The organism is Citrobacter sp. MGH106, assembly GCF_001037495.1.
In the GTDB taxonomy this organism is placed as follows: Bacteria; Pseudomonadota; Gammaproteobacteria; order Enterobacterales; family Enterobacteriaceae; genus Citrobacter; species Citrobacter murliniae.
The window spans coordinates 3,246,554-3,268,280 of sequence record NZ_KQ089822.1 but is presented as its reverse complement, the minus strand read 5'-3'; the positions used below and the strand labels follow the sequence as shown (position 1 = coordinate 3,268,280).

Below are 21,727 nucleotides of genomic sequence, written 5' to 3'. Positions count from 1 at the left end.
TAGTCACCACCCGGCTTTTTAACGTCTGCGCCACCACAATAAACTCATCACTATCAATCCCGGCAGCCATACCCATATTAGTTCCGAGATAATGACCTGATATCCGTACGGCGTGGCATAGCGTGACAACGCAAACGGCGCGACCTTAATCACCTGCCACGGCGCAAAGAAGCGTTCATCTGACCATGGCCAAAGCCAGCCTACACTTTTGCCACCGGTAGTGACTGAATCCAGCAGGCTATGCGACAGCAGTGAAACTGTCAGGAATAGCCAGCAGCGAATCAAGCCGGTTTTAAACCATCGTCGGCCAATCATCACGCAGAGCAGCGGTACGACAAAGGCAAACAACAACGAGTGGGTAAATCCGCGATGGCCAAACACGTTTCCATAGGCGACGCCGAACTTAAATGACAGGACGTCCGCATCCGGCAGCATCGCCAGTACGATCCCGGTGAACAGTAAACGTGGTGGAATAACGTTGAGTCCCAGGCCTAAACCTAAACAAATCGGAACGGCAGCGTGGGTAATAATGGTTGGCATGAGGTTCACTTCGAATGAGAAAACAACATGTTAGAAGTTTACTGTGAAGAGATGATGAAGTCAGTTACCTGACAATGGAGAAAACTGGCCGGATAAGGTGTAAACCGCATCCGGCACTCGGGATCACGCGACGACGTTAATGCTGTGACCTTCAAAACTGACGGTCTGTCCGGCAACGATTTTGCAGCGTTTACGCGTTTCCACTGCACCATCGACCTTCACTAACCCTTCGCTAATGGCAATTTTTGCCTGGGCACCGCTTTCGCTCCAGCCTTCCAGCTTCAGCAAATCGCAGAGTTCAACGTGTGGGTGCTTACCCAGTGAAAATGTGGCCATCTTAAACTTCCTTTACATCGTGATATTCAACGCACGCTTGCAGCGTGTTTTCGATAAGTGTTGCGACAGTCATTGGGCCTACGCCGCCGGGTACTGGTGTGATGTACGATGCCCGCGCAGCCGCATCGTCGAACACCACATCGCCAACAACCTTGCCATTCTCCAGACGGTTGATGCCGACATCAATCACAATTGCACCTTCTTTGATCCACTCACCGGGAATAAAGCCAGGTTTGCCGACGGCTACAATCAGCAGGTCAGCATGTTCAACGTGACGACGCAGATCTTTGGTGAACCGATGGGTGACCGTGGTAGTACAACCCGCCAACAGCAGTTCCATGCTCATCGGGCGACCAACAATATTTGATGCGCCAATAACCACGGCATTCAGGCCATAGGTGTCGATGTTGTAACGCTCAAGCAAGGTCACTATTCCGCGCGGGGTACACGGGCGCAGGCGCGGCGCGCGCTGGCACAGGCGTCCGACGTTATACGGGTGGAACCCGTCGACGTCTTTATCCGGCGCAATGCGTTCCAGCACTTTAACGTTGTCGATACCCGCCGGTAACGGCAGCTGTACCAGGATACCATCGATGGTGGTATCCGCATTGAGCGTATCGATCAGCTCAAGAAGCTCCGCCTCGCTGGTGGTTTCAGGCAGGTCATAGGAGCGGGAGACAAACCCCACTTCGTCGCAGGCTTTGCGTTTACTTGCTACATAAATTTGCGAAGCCGGGTTGCTACCTACCAGCACAACAGCTAATCCTGGGGCGCGTAATCCAGCCGCTAAGCGTGCCTGAACTTTTTGAGCAACCTCAGAGCGCACCTGCTGCGCAATCGTTTTACCGTCAATAATCTTTGCTGCCATCAGAGAGAGGATTCCGTCTGTTACGTTAAACCGAAGGGGATGTGACTATTTTGTCAGAAGCGGGGCGTGCTGTCAGTTTTCGTTTGCGATTTTACGTGCGATTGCGGGAGTACTGTCAGAGAGCAGGGTGGCGCAAGACACAGGATCCAGCGGAATAAATAGTGCGCGTGCTAATTAAAATTAACGTTAATTAAACAATTCATCACCCTGATGTTTTCATGGTTAATGCTTAAGAAACCAGACTGTTACGTCCCATTATGAGTATATTCAACGTATTTTTACACAGATTTTTCCTGGATCCCATTAAGAATTAGCCAGGTGCATTTAAAGGATTTGCAGGTATTTTTCATTAATTGAAATGTTTAATTTATCCCTGTGACGAATTGTCATATTCGTGAAGATAAATTAGTGAACTTACGGCTCGGGATAGTGGGAGTAAAAGGTTAGCTAATTCTTTTACGATATATATCTTTACAGGATGCAGAGATAATTTGCCTGACATTTAATGTCGATAATGATTCAAACGGATCCCGCAGGATGCTGGAGCCGGATGTGTGTAATTCAAGGGAACTCCATGAAACGTAAATTAATAACCTCTTCTGTTATTGCCAGCCTGATGTTAGTTGCCGGGTCAGCGGTAGCGGCAGATCCGGTAAGTGTTAGCGGTGGTACCGTTCACTTTGAAGGTGAACTGGTCAATGCAGCCTGTGCGGTAAGTACTCAGTCAGCCGATCAGATTGTTACTTTAGGGCAGTATCGTACCGCCAGCTTTGCTGCTGTTGGTGATACCACAGCACAAATTCCGTTCTCCATCGTGCTGAACGACTGCGACCCAACAGTTGCAGCTACTGCTGCCGTTGCATTCTCTGGTCAGTCGGACCTCACCAACAACAGTCTGTTGGCTGTGTCTTCCTCGGATAACAGCACCACGGCGACTGGCGTAGGTATCGAAATTCTTGACAGTAAGTCCACTGCACTGAAGCCTGATGGTGCGACCTTCTCTACTGCCCAGGCGTTGGTTGAAGGTACTAACACCCTGCGTTTCTCTGCGCGTTATAAAGCGACTGTAGCAAGCACAACGCCAGGTCAGGCAAATGCTGATGCCACCTTCATCATGAAGTACGAATAAGCCGTTCTGATTTGCACAAGGAAGATGATCGCCTCACTGGATGAGGCAATATCCGGGGATGAAGAGGGATGTGGCAGATGATAAGGAAAGGCATGGCGCTGGCTGGATTGCTCTGCGTACTGCCTGCGTTTGCACAGACGGTAATACTGGAAAGCGGTAGCCTTCACCTGCGTGGGCAGCTTGTCAACGGGGCTTGTACGGTCGCCACCGACAGCCAGAGTTTGCGGGTGCAGATGGGGCAATATCGCACGAATGCATTTGCCGAACCGGGAAGCTTTGCCTCTACCAGCGTACCATTTTCGCTGCGGTTAACGTCGTGCAGTTCCGATGTTTATGACCATGTTGGGATTGCCTTTGCCGGAGTGACTCCTGCAGAAGATCCACAGGTTTTCCTGGCCAGCGGCGATGCTTCTGCGGCTTCGGGGATCGGTCTGGCATTATTTGATGAAGGGCAAAGGCAAATTATCCCGAATGCGCTGCCGCTTCATTACGCTCCGATTTTAACGCAAGAGATGACTTTTCATTTCACCGCTCGCTATCGGGCTGTCTCGGAACATATTACGCCGGGAACGCTTCGTTCAGATGTGTGGTTTACGTTGGTGTATCCCTGATTTAACTCCCAACGATAATCGCACTAAAGGTATTTGTAGCTATGTTTAATTATCTAAAATCAGGCGTTATCATTTTACTGGCCTTATTTTCAGTTGCCGGTGCACAAGCTGCCGGGGGAATTGCATTAGGCGCAACTCGTGTTATTTATCCTGCCGAAGCCAAACAAACTTCTCTTGCTATTAGTAATAGCGATACAAAAGAGCGTTACCTGGTTAATTCATGGATTGAAAACAGCGCTGGCGTTAAAGACAAATCATTTGTTGTCACGCCACCGTTGTTTGTCAGCGAACCTAAAAGTGAAAATACGCTGCGTATCATCTATGTCGGTCAACCGCTGCCTAAAGATCGCGAGTCGCTGTTCTGGATGAATGTGAAGGCGATTCCGTCGGTAAATAAAAACAGCCTTGAGGGTAAAAACGTTCTGCAACTGGCGATCCTGTCGCGTATCAAACTCTTTGTCCGACCGAACAATCTTCCGCATATATCGGAAGATGCACCCGGCATGCTGCAGTTTTCTCGTTCCGGCAACCACCTGAAAATCACGAATCCGTCGGCGTATTACGTCACGCTGGTCAACCTTAACGTAGGAAAAACGAAGGTTGATAACGTCATGGTGGCACCTAAGAACGATACGCAGATCCTTTTGCCCGCTGGCGCTCAGGGAAATGTGACGTTCCAGACGGTCAATGATTACGGCGCAGTGACCACTGCCAAAACGGTTAGCGTGCGTTGAGAAAGCGATGAACAAGACAACGTATTTACCTGGCCTGTTACCGGGGTTTACGCCACCGCTGGCGGGTGTGGCGTTGTCCACGCTGGCAGCGCTCTTTCCGATGTTGAGCTACGGAGAAAGCTATTTTAATCCTGCATTTTTATCTGCAGATACGGCATCCGTAGCGGATTTGTCACGTTTTGAAAAAGGCAATCATCAGCCAGAAGGCGTCTATCGCGTTGATATCTGGCGCAATGATGAATTTATCGCCACTCAGGATATTCATTTTGCACCGAGTACGGAAAAGACGGGTGATAAATCCGGGGGGCTGATGCCGTGCTTTGGTCTCGACTGGATTAAGCGGCTGGGCGTCAATATTGCCGCGTTTCCAGAACTCAATCAGGACCCAAACAACACATGCATTAATTTGCCTGCGGCGATCCCTGGCAGCGAAATCACCTTTGATTTTTCTACTCTGCGCTTAAATGTCAGTCTGCCGCAGGCCTCGATGTTGAACAGTGCACGCGGTTACATTCCACCAGATGAGTGGGATGAGGGGATCCCCGCCGCGCTTGTTAACTACAGTTTCACCGGTAGCCGCGGGAGTGACTCTGACAGCTATTTTTTAAGTATGTTGAGTGGCCTGAATTATGGTCCCTGGCGGCTTAGAAACAATGGTGCGTGGAGCTATTCCAAAGGCGACGGATACCACTCGCAAAGCTGGAAAAATATAGGCACATGGCTTCAGCGCTCCATTATTCCGCTAAAGGGCGAACTGGTGATGGGCGACAGCAACACCGGCAATGACGTTTTTGACAGCGTCGGGTTCCGTGGTGCGCGCCTTTACTCGTCAGACAGTATGTATCCTGACAGTTTGCAGGGATATGCTCCAACCGTGCGCGGGATTGCGCGTACCGCAGCGAAGCTAACCATTCGTCAGAATGGCTACGTTATTTATCAAAGTTATGTGTCACCCGGAGCTTTCTCTATTACCGATCTGAACCCAACGTCCTCCAGCGGTGACCTTGAGGTGACGGTGGATGAAAGAGATGGTAGTCAGCAACGCTATACGGTGCCGTACTCCACGGTTCCGCTGTTACAGCGTGAAGGGCGCATTAAGTATGATCTGGTCGCCGGGGATTTTCGGAGTGGAAATAGCCAGCAGGATTCACCGTTCTTCTTCCAGGGGACGTTAATCGCCGGGCTGCCTGAAGGCTATACCGCCTATGGTGGTACGCAACTGGCGTCACGCTACAGTTCGGTAGTGTTGGGCACGGGGAGAAATCTGGGAGACTGGGGTGCGGTCTCCGTCGATTTAACCCATGCGCGTAGCCAACTGGCGGATGACAGCACGCATCAGGGACAATCTCTGCGTTTTCTGTACGCGAAGTCATTGAACAATTTTGGTACCAACTTCCAGTTGCTGGGATATCGCTATTCGACGCGTGGGTTCTATACCCTCGACGATGTGGCTTATCGCAGTATGGAAGGCTATGAGTACGAATACGACAGCGAGGGTAATCGCCACGAAGTTCCGGAAGTGAAGAGCTATCACAATTTGAGCTACAGCAAAAAGGGCCGGTTCCAGATCAATATCTCGCAGAATCTGGGGGATTACGGGTCGCTGTATGTTTCGGGTAGCCAGCAAACATACTGGAATACCTCAGATACCAACACCTGGTATCAACTGGGATATGCCAGCGGTTGGCAGGGAATTAGCTATTCACTCTCCTGGTCGTGGAACGAATCGGTAGGGATCTCCGATACCGATCGCATTCTGGCGTTCAATATGTCGGTGCCGTTCAGCTTGCTGACCGGACGACGCTACTCGCGTGATAACGCGCTCGATCGTACCTACGCCACCTTTAATGCGAACCGCAACAGCAACGGACAAAATAGCTGGCAGAGCGGTATCGGCGGTACGTTGCTGGATGGGCGTAATCTGAGCTATAGCGTGAATCAGGGACACAGCAGCACTAATGGTTATAGCGGAAGCGCCAGCGCGAACTGGCAGGCGGCTTATGGCACCTTGGGCGTGGGATATAACTACGATCGCGATCAGCATGACTATAACTGGCAACTTTCCGGCGGCGTTGTAGGACATGCGGACGGCATTACCCTTAGCCAGCCGCTGGGCGATACCAATGTCCTGATTAAAGCACCGGGCGCTCAGGGCGTACGGATAGAGAACCAGACAGGTGTTCAAACCGACTGGCGCGGCTATGCGGTTATGCCGTATGCCACCGTCTACCGCTACAACCGTGTTGCGCTCGATACCAATTCAATGAACAACAATACCGATGTAGAAAATAACGTTAGCAGCGTGGTGCCGACGCAGGGGGCGCTGGTTCGTGCGGCGTTTGATACACGTATCGGCGTGCGGGCACTTATGACGGCGAAGCTTGCCGGAAAACCTGTGCCATTCGGCTCGGTGGTACGTGAAACCATAAGCGGTGTTACCAGCATGGTGGGCGAAGATGGGCAAATCTACCTGAGCGGGCTGCCGCTGAAAGGGGAATTGTTGATCCAATGGGGGGAAGGAGCAAATGCGCGTTGCACAGCGCGTTATACCTTGCCTGAAGAGAGTCTGAAACAGGCGGTAACGCTCACTAATGTGACATGCGAACGCGCGTCGGGACGACAGGATTAAAACAATGAGACGACAAACGGGTTTGTTACTGGGGGGCGCTTTACTGCTATTGGCTAATTCGGCATCGGCAACGGTTTGCCAGAATTCTACTGGCACGCCAACAGATGTTTTTTACGATCTGTCGAATGTCTTCAATAGCAGTAATAATCGACCAGGACAGGTGGTGACGTTACCGGAAAAATCCGGCTGGGTTGGCGTCAATGCAACCTGTCCGGCAGGAACGCATGTTGATTATACCTATCGAAGCTATGTGACTGAACTTCCTGTCCAAAGCACGGAAGGTGGCTTCCAGTATCTGAAACTCAATGATTACCTGCTGGGGGCAATGAGTATTACCGACAGCTACGCAGGATTATTTTATCCGCCGCGTAATTACATCCGTATGGGGACTCACCCTAACGTGCCAAATCAGAAGCCGTTTGGTGTGATGGATTCAAAACTGGTATTCAAATTAAAAGTGATTCGTTCATTCATTAACATGGTGCCGATCCCGCGGCAAACTATGTTCAGCGTCTATGTCACGACCAGTACCGGTGATGCCCTGAGTATGCCGGTTTACACCATCAGCTATAGCGGGAAGGTAGAAGTACCGCAAAACTGCGAAGTGAATGCCGGGCAGGTTGTAGAGTTTGACTTTGGCGATATTGGCGCCTCGCTATTTAGCAAGGCAGGGGTGGGTAATCGACCGGAAGGTATAAATCCGCAGACTAAAACGGTTGCTATTAAATGCACCAACGTGGCAGCACAAGCCTATTTGTCCATGCGCGTAGAAGCTGAGAAAGCCTCCGGCCAGATGATGGTATCGGATAACCCGGATTTAGGCTTCATCGTTGCTGACAGCAGTGGCGTACCACTGACGCCCAATAATCTGTCCAGTACTATTCCGTTTCGTCTTGATGATAACGCCGCTGCGAGCGTTGGGATTCGGGCGTGGCCGGTCAGCGTGACGGGCAATAAACCGACAGAAGGGCCATTCACTGCCCGTGGATATCTGCGAGTGGACTATGACTAAGGCGCGAGAAAGAGTGATTCGTACACTTATCGTGATGGTGTCTGTTCTGTCATTTAGCTCCCAGTGTTGGGCGGACACTTCATTGGGTGAGATCAATATTGAGCTGCGTGGCAATGTGGTGGATTTTACCTGCGTGGCGATTGCCAGTGACAGTAACAAAACCGTTGAATTGGGCAAATGGCCAACAAAACAGTTGAAAACCACTGGTGATACCACTCAACCGGTCTCTTTCACGCTAAAACTTGAGGGTTGTCCGCCTGGGTCTGCGTCAATAACATTTTCTGGTACCCCTGCGTCGGGCACAAGCTTGCTGGCGCTGGATGATGCGGTAATGGCGCAAAAGGTAGCGATCGAGCTGCGCGACAGCGACCGTACGCGATTGCCTCTGGAACAGGCCAGTCAGGCTGTGAGCATTGACGAAAATGGCAATGCCACGTTGACCTTTTTCGCAAACTATATTGCTTTAGCGGAAGGGGTACAGCCAGGGCTCGCCAGGGCAGATGCTACGTTTATGATTAACTATAATTAAATTAACCTGTTACCTTCCGCCTGCCTGCAACTCGAATTATTTACGGCACATACTGATAATACACTCCCGAACGACATCTCGCCGGGAGTGTTATTACATTAGTTCGTGCATTTTCGCATAATCGATAAGCTCAACAATGGTATGCAAGCCAAGCTTGGAGTAGATATTGGCTTTGTGAGCACTAATGGTTTTATTGCTGAGTAAAAGTTGTTCAGCAATCTCTTTATTGGATAAGCCGTTTGCGAGGTACCGCAAAACCGTCACCTCACGATTGGAAAGTGGCATGTCATTCAGAACTCCTTTTCGTATATTAATGTTATTAATAAAGTTAAGGGTGTCAGAGGGGAAAAATGAATATCCTGATAAAATCATTTTTACCGCATTATAGATATCATTCAGATCCTTTCTTTTACTGACAAAACCATTTGCTCCGGCGCGGATAGCGCGTCCTGCATAAAAAGATTCAGACTTTGAGGACAGAAAAAGGACCCGGGTTTGCTCCTGCAGAGATTTTATTCTTTTGAGTAACGTGAACCCATCAGAACCTGGTAGTTCTATATCCAGAATTACCAGATCAACAGGATACGTACGCAAGTGGTCTATTGCCACGCGGCTGTCATCTGTTTTCAAGACAACCTCGATATTACTATTTTTTTCGAGCAGTACTTCTATAGACATTCTGACAATAGGGTGTTCGTCCATAATTATAACGGATGCTGGTTTCATTTTAGTATGCCTCAAACTGTTCGTGTATCTTGCGATTTTGATAAAACATCAGGCGTTATTAGTATTGTCAAATAGCCATCAATTGTTCGTGGAGGAGAACCGAATAAATATTGTTTCATCCTTGTTTATTCGGTTGCTCTTTATCAGAACAATGAGTTTGTGGAATATCCATTTCACACCAGGAAAAATTTGCAAATAATCAGAAGACAGTAGTGATTATACCTGCTCTGCTCTTTCGGAAAAGACTTACGACACATAACTTATTAATGCCTGTTAGGATATTCTGAAAGATTCGGGTATGTTAATGGCTATTGGTATTATTTTCCTGCTATTTGAATTATGGCAGATTGAAAAATTTTTTTAAATACTAAAAACAACACAACCCACTAATTGTTTAGGGTTTGTTAAGAAGAATATGAAGCTCATTTATGACGAGTTAAGCACAGAATCCGTAAGGCTTAGCTGATTATGCACGGTAAACATAATACCAGGAATAGTTGTAAATATTAAGAAATTGTGAAATTAACGCATTGTTTCTTAGTTTGTAATAAGTAATTTCTTAAAAAATCTTATATCACAGCAAGTTAAGATGTTAAATAAAATGAGGGGAGGTAACATCCAACCGATGTATCAGATGCAAAAAACGTTGGCGATGAGGCAATCCCAGATGCGTAATCAGTTGATTCAGTCGATAGATAATGCGGTGATACGGTTGCTTCTGCAAATGAGCAATTTCCTTTAAGGAGGTACCTTGTAATAGTAATGAAACCATCTCCCAGTCAGCCTGACTTATGCGTTCTGCTCGAATAAAAGTTGGAGATAATAAAGCGTGACGCAGGTCTGGGAGATGCTGGCGACGTGACAGGATATAAAACGGCCCAGCCATTGCAATAAAATTCCTCAAGCTCTGGTTTTCACTGGCAAGTAATAAAAAAATTTGTATGTCATTTCGCTGTCTGGCGAGTTGGCGTAGGCATTCGAGGGTATCGAAATAAGAACTTACAATGCCGTCCATATCAACGACCAACTGACGAAAGCCTGGGTCCTGCAGGCAGTTTTGGGCTGAGTCAATAGTCTGAAAGACAGCTGTGCGTGTACCAGAAAATAAATAACGATTCAGCGTATAGGCGAGATAGTAATCGGCTGTGATAATCGCCTGAGATATAGTATCGCCCGGTAATGTGTAATTGAGTTTTTGTGCAAGATATTCAATCCTGTCAAAAACCTGTGGCGTACAGTGATGATATTGATGGGTACAGTCAGTCTTTCGTAAACGGCGATGTCGTTCCCTGCGCATCCTTTCCTGTTTCCTTTCCGTTTTTATTATGCTTTGTCTGGATAGATTGCTGGCCATAAATATCCCTGACCCAGATTTGCGCCAGCTTGAAGGGCAATTTTCTTATGCTTCTCGGTTTCAATACCTTCAATGATCACCAGATCCGCAATTTTTTTCCCCATCTGAATGAGTTGAGGAGTTTGCCAGGAATTTTACTCATTGCCCAAAAGGTATTTTTATCCAGTTTAATACCTGACAGGTGCCATTTAGCTGCGATGAATGCTGCCATCAGGTCTTCATTAACGTCATCCAACCAGATGGGGATACCGCAGGTCTCAACGCGTTGAATTGCGTCTAACACAGTTGTGCGTTGGCATGCGCTGAGAGAGAGAAAAGTTTCCGGATCCTGTATTTCAATGATGAGTCCTGGAGGATAAGACGTAATTTGGGCATGAAAAAATGGCCAATCCGCCAAGGCCTTCATGGGTAAATTCAACGAGTAATGTTGATCCTGTCGAAAGTGTCGGACATTGGTAACTTGTTGGAAGAACAGGTTCTGTCTGCGCTGCAAGGACAGCTGAGTGAAATATTCTTCGCTGTTTATGTGGGCGGGAAGATGCGTGAGAACTTCAAAACCGTAGCGGCATGCGGTAGACAAATCTACAATTGGCTCACATTTGAGCGCGAATTGCAGAGGGGTTGCATCGCTGTTTTTTGAGGAAACTACAGTACGCTCAGATTTATCATTCCATAATAACAGGCTCGGTGTCACGATATCCCCCCGGGAGCTGAGTAAATATTACCGAGTGTGTCCTTTTGTTTCCCCGGAAATAATATACATAGGGCATTGTGGCAGCATAGAAATCGGTACAGTAGGCGCCGATACTTAATTACTGATGAGACATTTCGCAATAAAAAAACAATCAATGAGAAACTCTCTAGTTTTGCAGAAAACTCAGATTAGCCCTGATGTATCTCAAGAATTGCTGATCGTTTTTGACATGTAGCTTTTTCATAATACTTCGACGAGTCGCTTTGGCCTGGACGTCGCTGATTGAGAGCAGGTGCGCTGTTTCAGCCAGTGTGTAACCGCTGGCCAGGAACATTAAGAACTGGCGTTCTGCAATGGAAAAATTGCGGGTGGTACAGTAGTGACAGACAGTGGCTGGTACGCTGTGTCGGAGCGCGCGTTTTTGTAAAATGAGCACCATTTTTCTGGTTATCTCTTCGACATCATCTTCCCGGTAAATCAGTGGCAGCATGTACAGGCAGGGCCTAAACATCAGTTTATCTTTATCGTGTTCATTACAAATGACGACACGATGCTGGCGTCGGGTGTGGACAGGAACCTGGTAACATCCTGCGCTTGCCCAATCTTCGTCCAGCGATATAAATGCGATATCCGCGCGATCGATATCTTCGACTGGTAAGAAGCAAATCTCCTGATGCCACTGAGCTGCCAGGCGGGTAATAATGATTTTCAGTCCATGTTCGAAGTGACTATTTTCTTCTTTGATGGCGATAATTAACATTAAAGAGGTCCTAAACCGCAGGGGAGGGGATAGGAGAATGTTAAGCAAAATCATTAATTTTCTAAATACATTTAACCTTAAACGAGGCTTTACGGTGCCTGAGTTCTTACCAGGTGATTTCCTGGATACCTGTGTATGTCCGGAAAAAATCAACATTCGTACACTTCGTCAGCAACCAGAACAAAAGGCATTGACTCAGCAGGCACTGACCGTATAATTCACGCGTTTCATCCGCATGAAGTCATCACTTCACAATGCGCCCTTAGCTCAGTTGGATAGAGCAACGGCCTTCTAAGCCGTAGGTCGTAGGTTCGAATCCTACAGGGCGTACCATTTCGACAAAATCACTCCTTACTCCTGTTGCATCCACAGCATTAAACCAGCCGGATTGCGATTTACTTTTTCTGGGAATATTTGGATGTATTAAGAATGTAAAACGGGAGCTTGCTGGCTCCCGTTTTTGATTACTACTCCGCCAGAATTACCGCACAACAAGTACGGGACATTTCGCATGGCGAACCACGGCTGACGCCGTTGAGCCCAGCAGATAGGTACTAAAACCTGGCTTATGTGAAGCGATGACGATGAGTTCGGCATCCACTGCTTCCGCCAGTTTGAGAATCTGATCTTTTGGCGGACCATAAACCACATGGGACTGAGTCCTGCCGGTGGGGATATTGAATTGTTTAATTATTTCTTCCAGCTTTTCGGTCGCCTTGGCCTGGAGGCCGCTTCTGTCTGGAAATTCGTTGGAGTAGGCCAGCCCCAGCGATGCGTAGAACGGTACAGTAGGTATAACAGCTAAGAAATGGACTTTGGCGGTCTTGGCATGCGCCTTTACCTGAGGAATAACATGGCGAGTTAAATCGGCTTCAGAGATATCAATCGGCACCAGAATTGAGCGATACATATTCACCACCTCCTGTTTGTTTACCTCTGTATTGAGTGTAGCGAATTTATGTTCTGTATAAGAAGTGACCAGATCAAGGTTTTGTGAATAAATCTCTATGAAAAATAATGCGACGAACTTCTTTCTTTTTTACATCATTTCATTGTATATTTTTTTATATAACGAATGATGTCCAGAGCTTATATTCATCTCAGTGCTGCTTTTCCCGCCTTTTACTCTGACATTTTATTAAATAATAGATTATTAAACTTATAATCCATGTTAAGTCATTGATTTTTAACTAAACCATATATTTTTATTTTGTTCTTATCAAATATGCGACGGTCTTCAAATTTGCCTGAATGCTGATTCTCATTTCCTTCTGCGCTTGATAAATATCAATAAGTAATAGACTTAGTATAATTATTGTCTACCCATTAAAGAGTAGGTGTCTTGTGGGAATTTAAAATGAGAAAAATAAATAAAACCATCCTCTGGACGATGCTGCTGTGCATTGTTCTTGGTGCGGTTATTGTTTTAGCTGGGCAATGGACATTGCATAAAACTTCGAGCACTGAATTTTGCCTGTCTTGCCATACGATGCAGGCACCATATGAGGAATATACAGGATCGGTTCATTTTCAGAACAAAAGAGGAATTCGGGCAGAATGTGCGGATTGTCATATTCCGGAAGGTGGACTGGATTTCCTCGTCGCTAAGCTGCGAGCAACAAAAGATGTTTATCATCAGTTTGTTACCAAAAAAATCGATACTCCGGAAAAATTCGAAGAACATCGACTGGAGATGGCACAAACCGTCTGGGCACAGCTGAAAGCCAATGATTCTGCTACCTGCCGTAGCTGTCACAGTATGGACGCGATGGATCTTGAAGCGCAAAGCGCTGATGCCCAAAAAATGCATAAAATGGGCATTCAGGAAAAGCAAACCTGTATTGATTGCCACAAGGGCGTTGCCCACTTCCCACCTGAAATCAAAATGGATGACAGCGCTCTCAAAGGACTTGAAGCACAGTCGGCCTCCACTCCTGCTACGGCAAAAGAGCTTTATGTCGTAACTAATACCGCACTCGGTGATTTGGGAACTGTCTATCCCGCTACAAAAATGCAGGTGTTGAAATCGACAGAAAACTCGCGGCTGGTTGAGATCCGTGGAAGCCAGATGCAGGGAACTGAACAGGTGATTTACTACGCAGCAGGTCAGCGTTTAATTCTGGCCAGCCTAAGTGAAAAGGGACAGCAGTCACTCAACATTCTCTCCGAATGGAAAACCGATGATTACGGTAATACATGGCGGGACGTGGCGTTACAGGGAGAGTGGAGCGGTTCTGCTCTCGCCAGTCGTGAGCCAATGTGGGACTACGCTCGCAAACTCGACAATGTGTACTGCGCAGGTTGCCATGCGCCTATTCCTGCGAACCATTTTACGCTCAATGCCTGGCCTTCAGTGGCAAAAGGGATGGGCGCTCGTACCAACATCAGTGAAAACGAACTGGATATCCTGAGCCGTTACTTCCAGTACAACGCAAAAGACATAAATAAATAAGCGATAACACCAGGAGAAATCATGAAACTCACAAGACGTGACTTTATCAAGACGGCTGGCGCGGCAACCGGGACTATGGCGATTTCTTCGGTGATCCCGATGCCAGCCTGGGCTGAAGGCCAAAATGGTGGGGCAATCCTGACAGCTGCACGTTGGGGAGCGGTGTATGTGGAAGTTAAAGACGGCAAAGTCGTTTCTTCAAAAGGCGCATTGCCTAAAACGGTGCCTAACTCATTGCAGCAAACCGCGCCCGACCAGGTACATACCAATATCCGCGTGAAATATCCGATGGTGCGCAAAAGCTATCTGGAAAACCCAGGTAAAGCGGATGGCAAACGAGGGAGCGATCCTTTCGTGCGTGTCAGTTGGGAGCAGGCGCTGAAACTCATTCATGAACAACATAGCCGGATCCGTAGCAGCTATGGCCCGGCTTCAGTGTTTGCTGGTTCTTATGGCTGGCGCTCCAGTGGTGTGCTGCACAAAGCGCAAACCTTACTGCAACGTTACATGAGTATGGCTGGGGGATACGCCGGACATACCGGGGATTATTCAACCGGAGCGGCCCAGGTCATCATGCCTTACGTTGTAGGCTCAGTTGAGGTATATGAACAACAGACTACCTGGCCAATGGTACTCGAGCACAGCCAGGTCGTGGTGTTGTGGGGAATGAACCCGCTCAATACGTTAAAAATTGCCTGGAGCAGTACGGATGAACAAGGACTCGAGTATTTCAATCTGCTGAAAAAATCAGGAAAAAGCGTTATCGCTATCGATCCAATGCGTTCAGAAACAATTGAATTCTTTGGTGATAATGCCACCTGGATTGCACCGCATATGGGGACAGACGTCGCCATGATGTTGGGTATTGCACATACGTTGGTGAAGAAAAATCTCCATGACAAAGCGTTCCTGGAAAAATACACCACCGGATATCCGCAATTTGAGGAATACCTGCTCGGCAAGAGCGACAATATTGAGAAAACTGCTGAGTGGGCATCAGGCGTCTGTGGTGTACCTGCAGAACAACTGGAGAAGCTGGCGGAAATTTTCTCCAGTAACAAAACCATGCTTATGGCTGGCTGGGGGATTCAGCGTCAGCAATATGGTGAGCAAAAACACTGGATGCTGGTGACACTGGCGGCGATGCTGGGGCAAATTGGTACAGAAGGCGGTGGCTTCGGCTTCTCCTATCATTACTCCAATGGCGGGAACCCGACACGTACTGGTGGGGTATTACCGGCTATCTCGGCCAAAGTGGAAGGCGGTTCGTCAGCTGGAAATGACTGGGCGGTTTCCGATGCCGTGACAAATCTTCCCGTGGCGCGAATTGTCGAAGCGCTGGAGAATCCGGGTGGAAAATATCAGCATAATGGTAAAGAGCAGACCTTCCCGGAGATCAAAATGATCTGGTGGGCTGGTGGCGCTAACTTTACCCATCACCAGGATACAAATCGTTTAATCAAAGCCTGGCAGAAGCCAGAACTGGTTGTTATCTCCGAGTGTTACTGGACTGCTGCGGCTAAACATGCCGATATTGTTCTGCCCATCACTACATCGTTTGAGCGCAACGACCTGACCATGACCGGCGATTACAGCAACCAGCATCTGGTGCCGATGAAGCAGGTTATTGAACCGCAGTTTGAAGCACGTAATGACTTTGATGTGTTTGCCGATCTCGCTGAAATGCTTAAGCCTGGCGGAAAAGCGGTCTATACCGAAGGCAAAGATGAAATGGCGTGGTTGAAGCAATTCTATGATGTTGCTCAAAAAGCCGCCCGTGCCCAGCGCGTTGCCATGCCTCAGTTCAATGCGTTCTGGCAGCAGAATAAATTGATCGAAATGCGTGAGAACGAAAAGAACAACAAATATGTGCGTTATGCTGATTTCCGCAATGATCCGGTTATGAATCCACTCGGAACGCCAAGCGGTAAGATTGAAATCTACTCGAAAACGATTGAAGGCTACAAATATAAAGACTGTCCGCCACATGCTTCGTGGATTGAACCGGATGAGTGGAAAGGGTCTGCGGATAAGGATCAGCTACAGCTGCTAACGGCGCATCCGGCACATCGCCTGCACAGCCAGCTGAACTACGCTTCGCTGCGTAAAGAATACGCTATTGCAAATCGTGAGCCGGTGACTATTCATCCGGATGATGCAAAAGCGAGAGGTATCGCCGAGGGAGATCTGGTGCGTGTCTGGAATGATCGCGGACAGGTGTTGGTTGGGGCGCACGTCAGCGACGGGATCAAACCAGGGATCATCTGTATCCACGAAGGTGCCTGGCCTGATATTGAGAATGGTATTTGTAAAAATGGCGGTGCTAACGTACTGACTGCGGACATTCCAACCTCAAGACTGGCGAATGGCTGTGCGGGGAACACAAGCCTGGTATACGCGGAAAAATATACTGGCGAAGCACCAAAACTGACCGTATTTGATGAACCTGAAATCGTAACCATCTAGGTTCGCCTGTGCTGCTAAGTCAAACGGGAACCGCAAGGTTCCCGTTTTAAAGCCCTAATCTTTCTGGCCGCATTCTTGCTGCTGCATCTGTACCTGCAGTCATGAATATCTACTCCAGAACAATCACATCCCCAGTTGCAGGTGCGCTTATTTCAGGTAGCCACAAGCGCCCCCACGATCCGGTACAATGACAGCCAAGGAGTCTTTCTGGTTTCTGTTGATTCAGAAATTGCCGGACTTGCCATAGTTTAAACGGCGAAGCACAACGTAGATGAAAGCCGCCAATCAGGGCGTGGATCTTCGTGATTCCGGTTATATTTTGGCAATGGCGTACGATGTTCTCTATCCCACGATGCCCACAGCCGGTAATAATAACTAAGCCGCGATCAGATTTATAAATCAATACACCTTCGTCAGCGATGTAGTCCTGTCGCATGGTGCGCTCACGAATAACACCATAGGCTCGCGGTGTGGGAACGCTTATCTCTCCAGACCACAGAAAACGTTCGCTGATGGATAGCGGTTCCTGGGTGTACTCCATACTGAGGCGAGAGTAATCATTATCGCGTGATAATTTCTTGATTTTTGAGGTATATCCAAAAAGGGATATTGCAGAGTAACGCTCACAGGCTATTTGGGGATGGCAGATGACGCGAGTGTTGTCCGCCAGCCAGGACACACCGCCGCAGTGATCATAATGACCGTGTGAGAGTACCGTAGCCGTTAATTGAGACAGGTCTACGCCCATCAGCGCGGCATTAAGCTTAAAGCTATCGTCCGGCCCGGTATCAAACAGAATTGTGGTCGTTTCATCCTGGACTAACAGACTGAGCCCTGGTTTTGCCTGCAATGATGTTTCTGCACCGGCAGCGCGCCTGTTTTCCAGCAACACTGTGATGGTTAAAGCCATGGCTGACTCCAGCGTTAAAGCGCCATACTGTAACGCGCGGAATTTAAGAGCGCTGTGATCTCAGCGCTCTTTGCTGTTAATCAGCGTTAATAGTAGCGGTTGTCATCATCGTTATGATGGTGATTATGCCGCCATGCATGTTGGTTTTCTCTCTGCTCACGCTCCTGGCGGTCATGCTCTTTTTCGTGATTTTTGTGATTAGCTATTGCCGTAGCAACAGCTGCAGCACCGACTCCAGCGGCGGCAGCAGAAAGGTACGGATGTTCAGCACAGCCTGACAGGCTGGCCATGATGACCATTGCGGATATCAGCTTTTTCATTATGGTGTAATCCGTTATTCACGCACAATTTTGCCAGCGTTACCGGCATCAGGATCAATCCAGCTACCACGACCATTCGCTTTAATGGTGTATGTTGAATACCCAACGCGGAAGGTCATCGTATCTTTATAAGTATTGATATCACGCACTTCGTTACCATTTACGTAGACGGTGGAGTCTTCGATGTGAATATCTACACTGCGCTGACCATTCTCAAAATTTGCAACGTAATTCCCGGAGAACTTGCCATAAATTCCGGCCTGATCATGATTGCGCGGCTGATCTTCGCCATGTCGGTGATGTCGATTCTGATGGTTTTCTGTGTTGTCGATAAATCCATGATCACGATTCCACTCATAGGATTTATTAACATCGCAGCCGTTGAGTTCGCTCATCTGCGTACAGCCCGAGCGTTCATATTTTTTCTGCATTGCAGGAGTAATTGCGCATGCAGTGGTGGCGGTTGTCAGACCCAGGACAAAGACGGCCAGCAGACGTTTTTTCATTCTGTTACTCACTATCATCATTGAATTTATTTATAGGAATACTAACTTTCTTTACGTCATGTTTATGACGGAAGCAGTCTCCCACTAAATATTAATAAAACATACCAGGGGGATTCCTAATTTATATTCATCGAAAGGTTGTTGTTATTGATAAAAGCAACATCATGAGCTGGATGTTTACGTATTTTATACAAGTTGTTTATGTCTCAGGTGTTATTTTACTTTTTAATGAGGAGTTTAATAGAATATTAATATTGACATTAATAATTCGGTGAGGATAAACGAAAATACAGGCCTGTTGATAGACAAGCCTGTGAAGGGGCGGTTTTTTGATTGTAACCTATTGTTATTATGGTTTTTTTCAAAAGACTGGTATCAATTATCCCTGTGTCGGGATACGTTCACGGTGTTTTTCTGCCTGCAGTTCATGTGAATATGAATGGCTGTTATTCATCGACTGGTGAACGACCATCGCTTGTTCATGTTCATTCATTTGTGAGAAGGATGGAGCAATAGTTTGCCTGGATTTGCTGTTATACGCCTGTATCTCATGTGCCTGAGCCATTTTTTGATGGGCTGGAGCATCGCTGTTATTCATCATTTGATGAGCCGTCGCCGCTTGCTGATGGGTTCCTGAAGATTCTGCCGCATTAACGCCAGCTGAGATAAAAAATGCAATAGCTAAAAAAGACGATATTTTATTCATCATATTCTCCGGTTTGGTTTGACGGAGGGAATTATAATAAACAGGTACGCTCAACGACGTGACAGGATTATGACGGTTGTGTCAGAGAATAAATCTGCAATGGTGCCTCAGCGCCATTGCAGATGATTAAATCGCATGTTTTGGTAGCGTCAAAATAAAGCGGGTGGCGCGTGGGTCAGATGTCACAGAGACCTTGCCCTGATGAGCAGTGACAATTGATTTCACAATAGCCAGTCCAATACCGCTACCTTCGCCCTTACGCTGTCGCGATGGGTCCACCCGATAGAAGCGGTCGAAGAGCCGGGGGAGGTGTTCTGCGGCAATGGGGGGGCCGGGATTCTCGACGATAATCTGTACCTGCCCATCAGCCTCTTTCACCCGCACAGTCACAGACTCGCCTTTTGGGGTGTAACGCATGGCGTTAGAAATAAGGTTACTCATGGCTCGGCGTAACATTAAAGGATCGCCGGATACCCAACACGCGCGGCCTTCAAAACGCAAACTGACTTCACGCTCTTCCGCCCACGCTTCAAAAAAGTCGAATACTTTGCTGACTTCATCCGCCAGATTTAGTGCAGTCTTTTCCGGGATCAATTGATTATTGTCCGCTTGCGCCAGGAACAGCATGTCGCTCACCATCTTCGACATTCGACCAAATTCTTCAAGGTTCGAATAGAGCACATCTTCCAGCTCTTTTTGGCTGCGGGGCTGGCTGAGCGCAATTTCCGTCTGCGTGACCAGATTGGTTATTGGGGTGCGGATCTCATGGGCAATATCTGCTGAGAAATTGGACTGACGTTTAAACACATCCTCGATTCGTTCAATCATATGGTTAAACGAAGCTACCAGTTGCTCCAGTTCAATAGGTACAGCCTGTGGATCCAGGCGGACGTCGAGATCCTTAGAGGTAATATTCTGGATTCGGCGGCTGACGTTACGGATTGGTGCGTGGCCTTTATAAACAGCGAACAGCACGATAAAAATAATCATCATGCTGATCAACGATGCCGTCATAATCAGTTTGTTTTTCAAGTCATTAATGTAGTGCAGATGAAAATCTATCGATAATGCCATATACAGCGTATAGGCTGCTTTTCCGTCAGGTAGTTGGCCAATTGGCAAACGAATCATTCGCCAGTTGGAGGACATTTTTTGCCCGTGGGCATGTTCCTGTGAATGCAGCATTGGGCCGGATAATAAAAAGACGTTATTACTATGGGCATTTTTATCCGGCTTAGCGCTGGCGATAAACTGGCGGAGATCCGGCGCACCTGGCGAATGGAAAATCGCTTTTTGATTGGCATCTTCAAGTGAAATAATGACGTTTGAATATCCAGCAACCACGTTTTTTAATGTTTCCAGTCGTCGAAATTCCGGCTCGTCGGGATGATTAAGAATGCGTTCCAGCGTGGTGCTTATTTCTTTTAAGTCATTGATATCCTGCTCGGCGAAATGAACTTTCACTGAGTGGATCATTATCCAGGCAAAGGCGAAAAACGAGGCGATAGTGGCCAGACTAATAAAAAAGGTCAGACGCGTTGCCAGCGAAAAAGGGCGTTGCAATCGTTTAATGACCATCCGGTACCTCAAGCATATACCCCACGCCGCGCACGGTCTGAATCAGCTTCGGTTCAAAATCATTATCAATTTTGGCGCGCAGCCGTTTAACGGCGACATCAATCGCATTGGTGTCGCTGTCAAAATTCATATCCCAGACCTGAGAAGCGATAAGTGACCGGGGCAAGACTTCACCCTGATGGCGAAGGAAAAATTCGAGCAGCGTAAACTCTTTGCTGGTGAGGGTAATGCGCGTCCCGCTGCGGGTCACTTTTCTGCTGACCAGATCAACCATTAAGTCCGCGACCTGAAACTGACTTTCAACAATCACCGCAGCCCCTCGTCGCAACAGCGTTCTGACCCGCGCCAGAAGCTCGGCAAAGGCGAACGGTTTAACCAGATAGTCATCGGCACCCAATTCCAGGCCTTTGACCCGGTGTTCAATCGTACCCAGCGCAGTGAGAAGAAGGATTGGCATACCTTTGTTGGCGGTGCGCAGCATACGTACAATATCCCAGCCGTTTACGTCAGGCAGCATGATGTCAAGAATGAGCAAGTCGTAATCGCCGGTCATAGCCAGGTGATATCCGTTCAGACCGTTATCTGCTAAATCCACAACAAAACCTGATTCTGTCAGGCCCTTGGTCAGGTATTCGCCAGTTTTTTTCTCATCTTCGACTATCAAAATCTTCATCACATTCTCCTTCACGCACTGGCTGTGCGGGTTTTCAATTCTAGAGGAGCCGGATCGGATAGCAATGAGTTATTGGGAAAATGACAGTTTTGTCATTTACCTGTCACCGGTTAAACAGAGTCAATTAGGTAAGGTACAAGTCGATAAATTCACACTCATTTTACGGTTATCAGTCCGGTCCGGACGAGAAGAGC

At 47.7% G+C, this 21,727-nt stretch carries 23 protein-coding genes and 1 tRNA gene; 10 read left to right on the top strand and 14 right to left on the bottom strand.

Features of this window, described 5'->3' with window-relative positions; translation table 11 throughout:
* Positions 1 to 18 precede the first annotated feature (18 nt).
* The 3 genes from SK36_RS15325 to folD form a co-directional block, all read right to left on the bottom strand.
* Positions 19 to 540, bottom strand: a complete 522-nt coding sequence (locus SK36_RS15325) for a metal-dependent hydrolase (protein ID WP_048221914.1) — start codon at positions 538 to 540, stop codon at positions 19 to 21.
* Positions 541 to 663: 123 nt separating this feature from the next.
* Positions 664 to 876: a ribosome-associated protein YbcJ gene (ybcJ, locus tag SK36_RS15320; protein ID WP_045440819.1), complete on the bottom strand. Its 213-nt coding sequence runs from the start codon at positions 874 to 876 to the stop codon at positions 664 to 666.
* A 1-nt stretch (position 877) separates the two neighbouring features.
* Positions 878 to 1,744: a bifunctional methylenetetrahydrofolate dehydrogenase/methenyltetrahydrofolate cyclohydrolase FolD gene (gene folD / locus SK36_RS15315; RefSeq protein ID WP_045440822.1), complete on the bottom strand. Its 867-nt coding sequence runs from the start codon at positions 1,742 to 1,744 to the stop codon at positions 878 to 880.
* A 574-nt stretch (positions 1,745 to 2,318) separates the two neighbouring features.
* Between folD and fimA the strand changes: the two genes are divergently transcribed.
* The 6 genes from fimA to sfmF all read left to right on the top strand — a co-directional run bounded on the left by fimA (position 2,319) and on the right by sfmF (position 8,388).
* The gene (gene fimA, locus SK36_RS15310) at positions 2,319 to 2,873 is read left to right on the top strand and encodes a type 1 fimbrial major subunit FimA (RefSeq protein ID WP_045440823.1); all 555 of its coding nucleotides are present in this window, start codon (positions 2,319 to 2,321) and stop codon (positions 2,871 to 2,873) included.
* Between the two features lie 77 nt (positions 2,874 to 2,950).
* The gene (gene fimI, locus SK36_RS15305; protein ID WP_045449483.1) at positions 2,951 to 3,484 is read left to right on the top strand and encodes a type 1 fimbrial protein subunit FimI; all 534 of its coding nucleotides are present in this window, start codon (positions 2,951 to 2,953) and stop codon (positions 3,482 to 3,484) included.
* A gap of 41 nt (positions 3,485 to 3,525) precedes the next feature.
* Positions 3,526 to 4,218 (top strand): type 1 fimbria chaperone FimC, encoded by a 693-nt coding sequence (fimC, locus tag SK36_RS15300; protein WP_048221913.1) that lies wholly within the window; start codon positions 3,526 to 3,528, stop codon positions 4,216 to 4,218.
* 7 nt (positions 4,219 to 4,225) lie between these two features.
* Positions 4,226 to 6,847 carry a fimbrial biogenesis usher protein gene (locus SK36_RS15295; RefSeq protein ID WP_048221912.1) on the top strand — a complete coding sequence of 874 codons (2,622 nt, stop codon included), beginning with the start codon at positions 4,226 to 4,228 and terminating at the stop codon, positions 6,845 to 6,847.
* A 4-nt stretch (positions 6,848 to 6,851) separates the two neighbouring features.
* Entirely contained in the window at positions 6,852 to 7,859 is a 1,008-nt protein-coding gene (fimH, locus tag SK36_RS15290; protein ID WP_048221911.1) for a type 1 fimbria D-mannose specific adhesin FimH, read from the top strand.
* Complete coding sequence (gene sfmF / locus SK36_RS15285) at positions 7,852 to 8,388, top strand: fimbria assembly protein (protein ID WP_048221910.1); 537 nt, start codon at positions 7,852 to 7,854, stop codon at positions 8,386 to 8,388. The genes fimH and sfmF overlap by 8 nt, the downstream gene beginning before the upstream one ends.
* 93 nt (positions 8,389 to 8,481) lie before the next feature.
* On the opposite strand, the gene fimZ is transcribed toward sfmF, so the two are convergent.
* From fimZ to fimW, 4 genes are all read right to left on the bottom strand, one after another.
* Positions 8,482 to 9,114, bottom strand: a complete 633-nt coding sequence (gene fimZ / locus SK36_RS15280) for a fimbria biosynthesis transcriptional regulator FimZ (RefSeq protein ID WP_045440834.1) — start codon at positions 9,112 to 9,114, stop codon at positions 8,482 to 8,484.
* A gap of 592 nt (positions 9,115 to 9,706) precedes the next feature.
* Positions 9,707 to 10,468: a fimbria biosynthesis regulator FimY gene (gene fimY / locus SK36_RS15275; RefSeq protein WP_269429437.1), complete on the bottom strand. Its 762-nt coding sequence runs from the start codon at positions 10,466 to 10,468 to the stop codon at positions 9,707 to 9,709.
* A 76-nt stretch (positions 10,469 to 10,544) separates the two neighbouring features.
* The gene (locus SK36_RS24735) at positions 10,545 to 11,162 is read right to left on the bottom strand and encodes an EAL domain-containing protein (protein WP_197086129.1); all 618 of its coding nucleotides are present in this window, start codon (positions 11,160 to 11,162) and stop codon (positions 10,545 to 10,547) included.
* A 166-nt stretch (positions 11,163 to 11,328) separates the two neighbouring features.
* Positions 11,329 to 11,922 (bottom strand): fimbria biosynthesis transcriptional regulator FimW, encoded by a 594-nt coding sequence (gene fimW / locus SK36_RS15265; RefSeq protein ID WP_048221908.1) that lies wholly within the window; start codon positions 11,920 to 11,922, stop codon positions 11,329 to 11,331.
* Between the two features lie 37 nt (positions 11,923 to 11,959).
* Between fimW and SK36_RS15260 the strand changes: the two genes are divergently transcribed.
* Together SK36_RS15260 and SK36_RS15255 are read left to right on the top strand one after the other, a co-directional pair.
* Positions 11,960 to 12,139 (top strand): hypothetical protein, encoded by a 180-nt coding sequence (locus SK36_RS15260; RefSeq protein ID WP_045440841.1) that lies wholly within the window; start codon positions 11,960 to 11,962, stop codon positions 12,137 to 12,139.
* 39 nt (positions 12,140 to 12,178) lie between these two features.
* Positions 12,179 to 12,255 (top strand) — tRNA-Arg (locus SK36_RS15255).
* Between the two features lie 148 nt (positions 12,256 to 12,403).
* Here the strand turns inward: SK36_RS15255 and uspF are convergent.
* On the bottom strand, positions 12,404 to 12,832 hold the full coding sequence (gene uspF / locus SK36_RS15250) for a universal stress protein UspF (RefSeq protein WP_045440843.1): 429 nt from the start codon (positions 12,830 to 12,832) through the stop codon (positions 12,404 to 12,406).
* 447 nt (positions 12,833 to 13,279) lie between these two features.
* Between uspF and SK36_RS15245 the strand changes: the two genes are divergently transcribed.
* Both SK36_RS15245 and SK36_RS15240 read left to right on the top strand, forming a co-directional pair.
* Entirely contained in the window at positions 13,280 to 14,374 is a 1,095-nt protein-coding gene (locus tag SK36_RS15245; RefSeq protein ID WP_048221907.1) for a NapC/NirT family cytochrome c, read from the top strand.
* A 21-nt stretch (positions 14,375 to 14,395) separates the two neighbouring features.
* The gene (locus SK36_RS15240; RefSeq protein WP_045440847.1) at positions 14,396 to 16,840 is read left to right on the top strand and encodes a trimethylamine-N-oxide reductase 2; all 2,445 of its coding nucleotides are present in this window, start codon (positions 14,396 to 14,398) and stop codon (positions 16,838 to 16,840) included.
* A gap of 109 nt (positions 16,841 to 16,949) precedes the next feature.
* Here SK36_RS15240 and SK36_RS15235 read toward each other — a convergent pair whose 3' ends face one another.
* From SK36_RS15235 to cusR, 6 genes are all read right to left on the bottom strand, one after another.
* Positions 16,950 to 17,750 carry an MBL fold metallo-hydrolase gene (locus SK36_RS15235; protein WP_045440849.1) on the bottom strand — a complete coding sequence of 267 codons (801 nt, stop codon included), beginning with the start codon at positions 17,748 to 17,750 and terminating at the stop codon, positions 16,950 to 16,952.
* Positions 17,751 to 17,836: 86 nt separating this feature from the next.
* Complete coding sequence (locus tag SK36_RS15230) at positions 17,837 to 18,070, bottom strand: membrane lipoprotein lipid attachment site-containing protein (RefSeq protein ID WP_045440851.1); 234 nt, start codon at positions 18,068 to 18,070, stop codon at positions 17,837 to 17,839.
* Positions 18,071 to 18,084: 14 nt separating this feature from the next.
* Positions 18,085 to 18,576 carry a hypothetical protein gene (locus SK36_RS15225; RefSeq protein WP_045440861.1) on the bottom strand — a complete coding sequence of 164 codons (492 nt, stop codon included), beginning with the start codon at positions 18,574 to 18,576 and terminating at the stop codon, positions 18,085 to 18,087.
* A gap of 379 nt (positions 18,577 to 18,955) precedes the next feature.
* Positions 18,956 to 19,282: a hypothetical protein gene (locus tag SK36_RS15220; protein ID WP_048221906.1), complete on the bottom strand. Its 327-nt coding sequence runs from the start codon at positions 19,280 to 19,282 to the stop codon at positions 18,956 to 18,958.
* A 126-nt stretch (positions 19,283 to 19,408) separates the two neighbouring features.
* Positions 19,409 to 20,860 carry a Cu(+)/Ag(+) sensor histidine kinase gene (locus tag SK36_RS15215; RefSeq protein ID WP_045440865.1) on the bottom strand — a complete coding sequence of 484 codons (1,452 nt, stop codon included), beginning with the start codon at positions 20,858 to 20,860 and terminating at the stop codon, positions 19,409 to 19,411.
* A complete protein-coding gene (gene cusR / locus SK36_RS15210) occupies positions 20,850 to 21,533 on the bottom strand; it encodes a copper response regulator transcription factor CusR (RefSeq protein WP_045440867.1) in 684 nt (227 codons plus the stop codon). Before cusR ends, SK36_RS15215 begins: the two co-directional genes overlap by 11 nt.
* Positions 21,534 to 21,727: the final 194 nt, after the last annotated feature.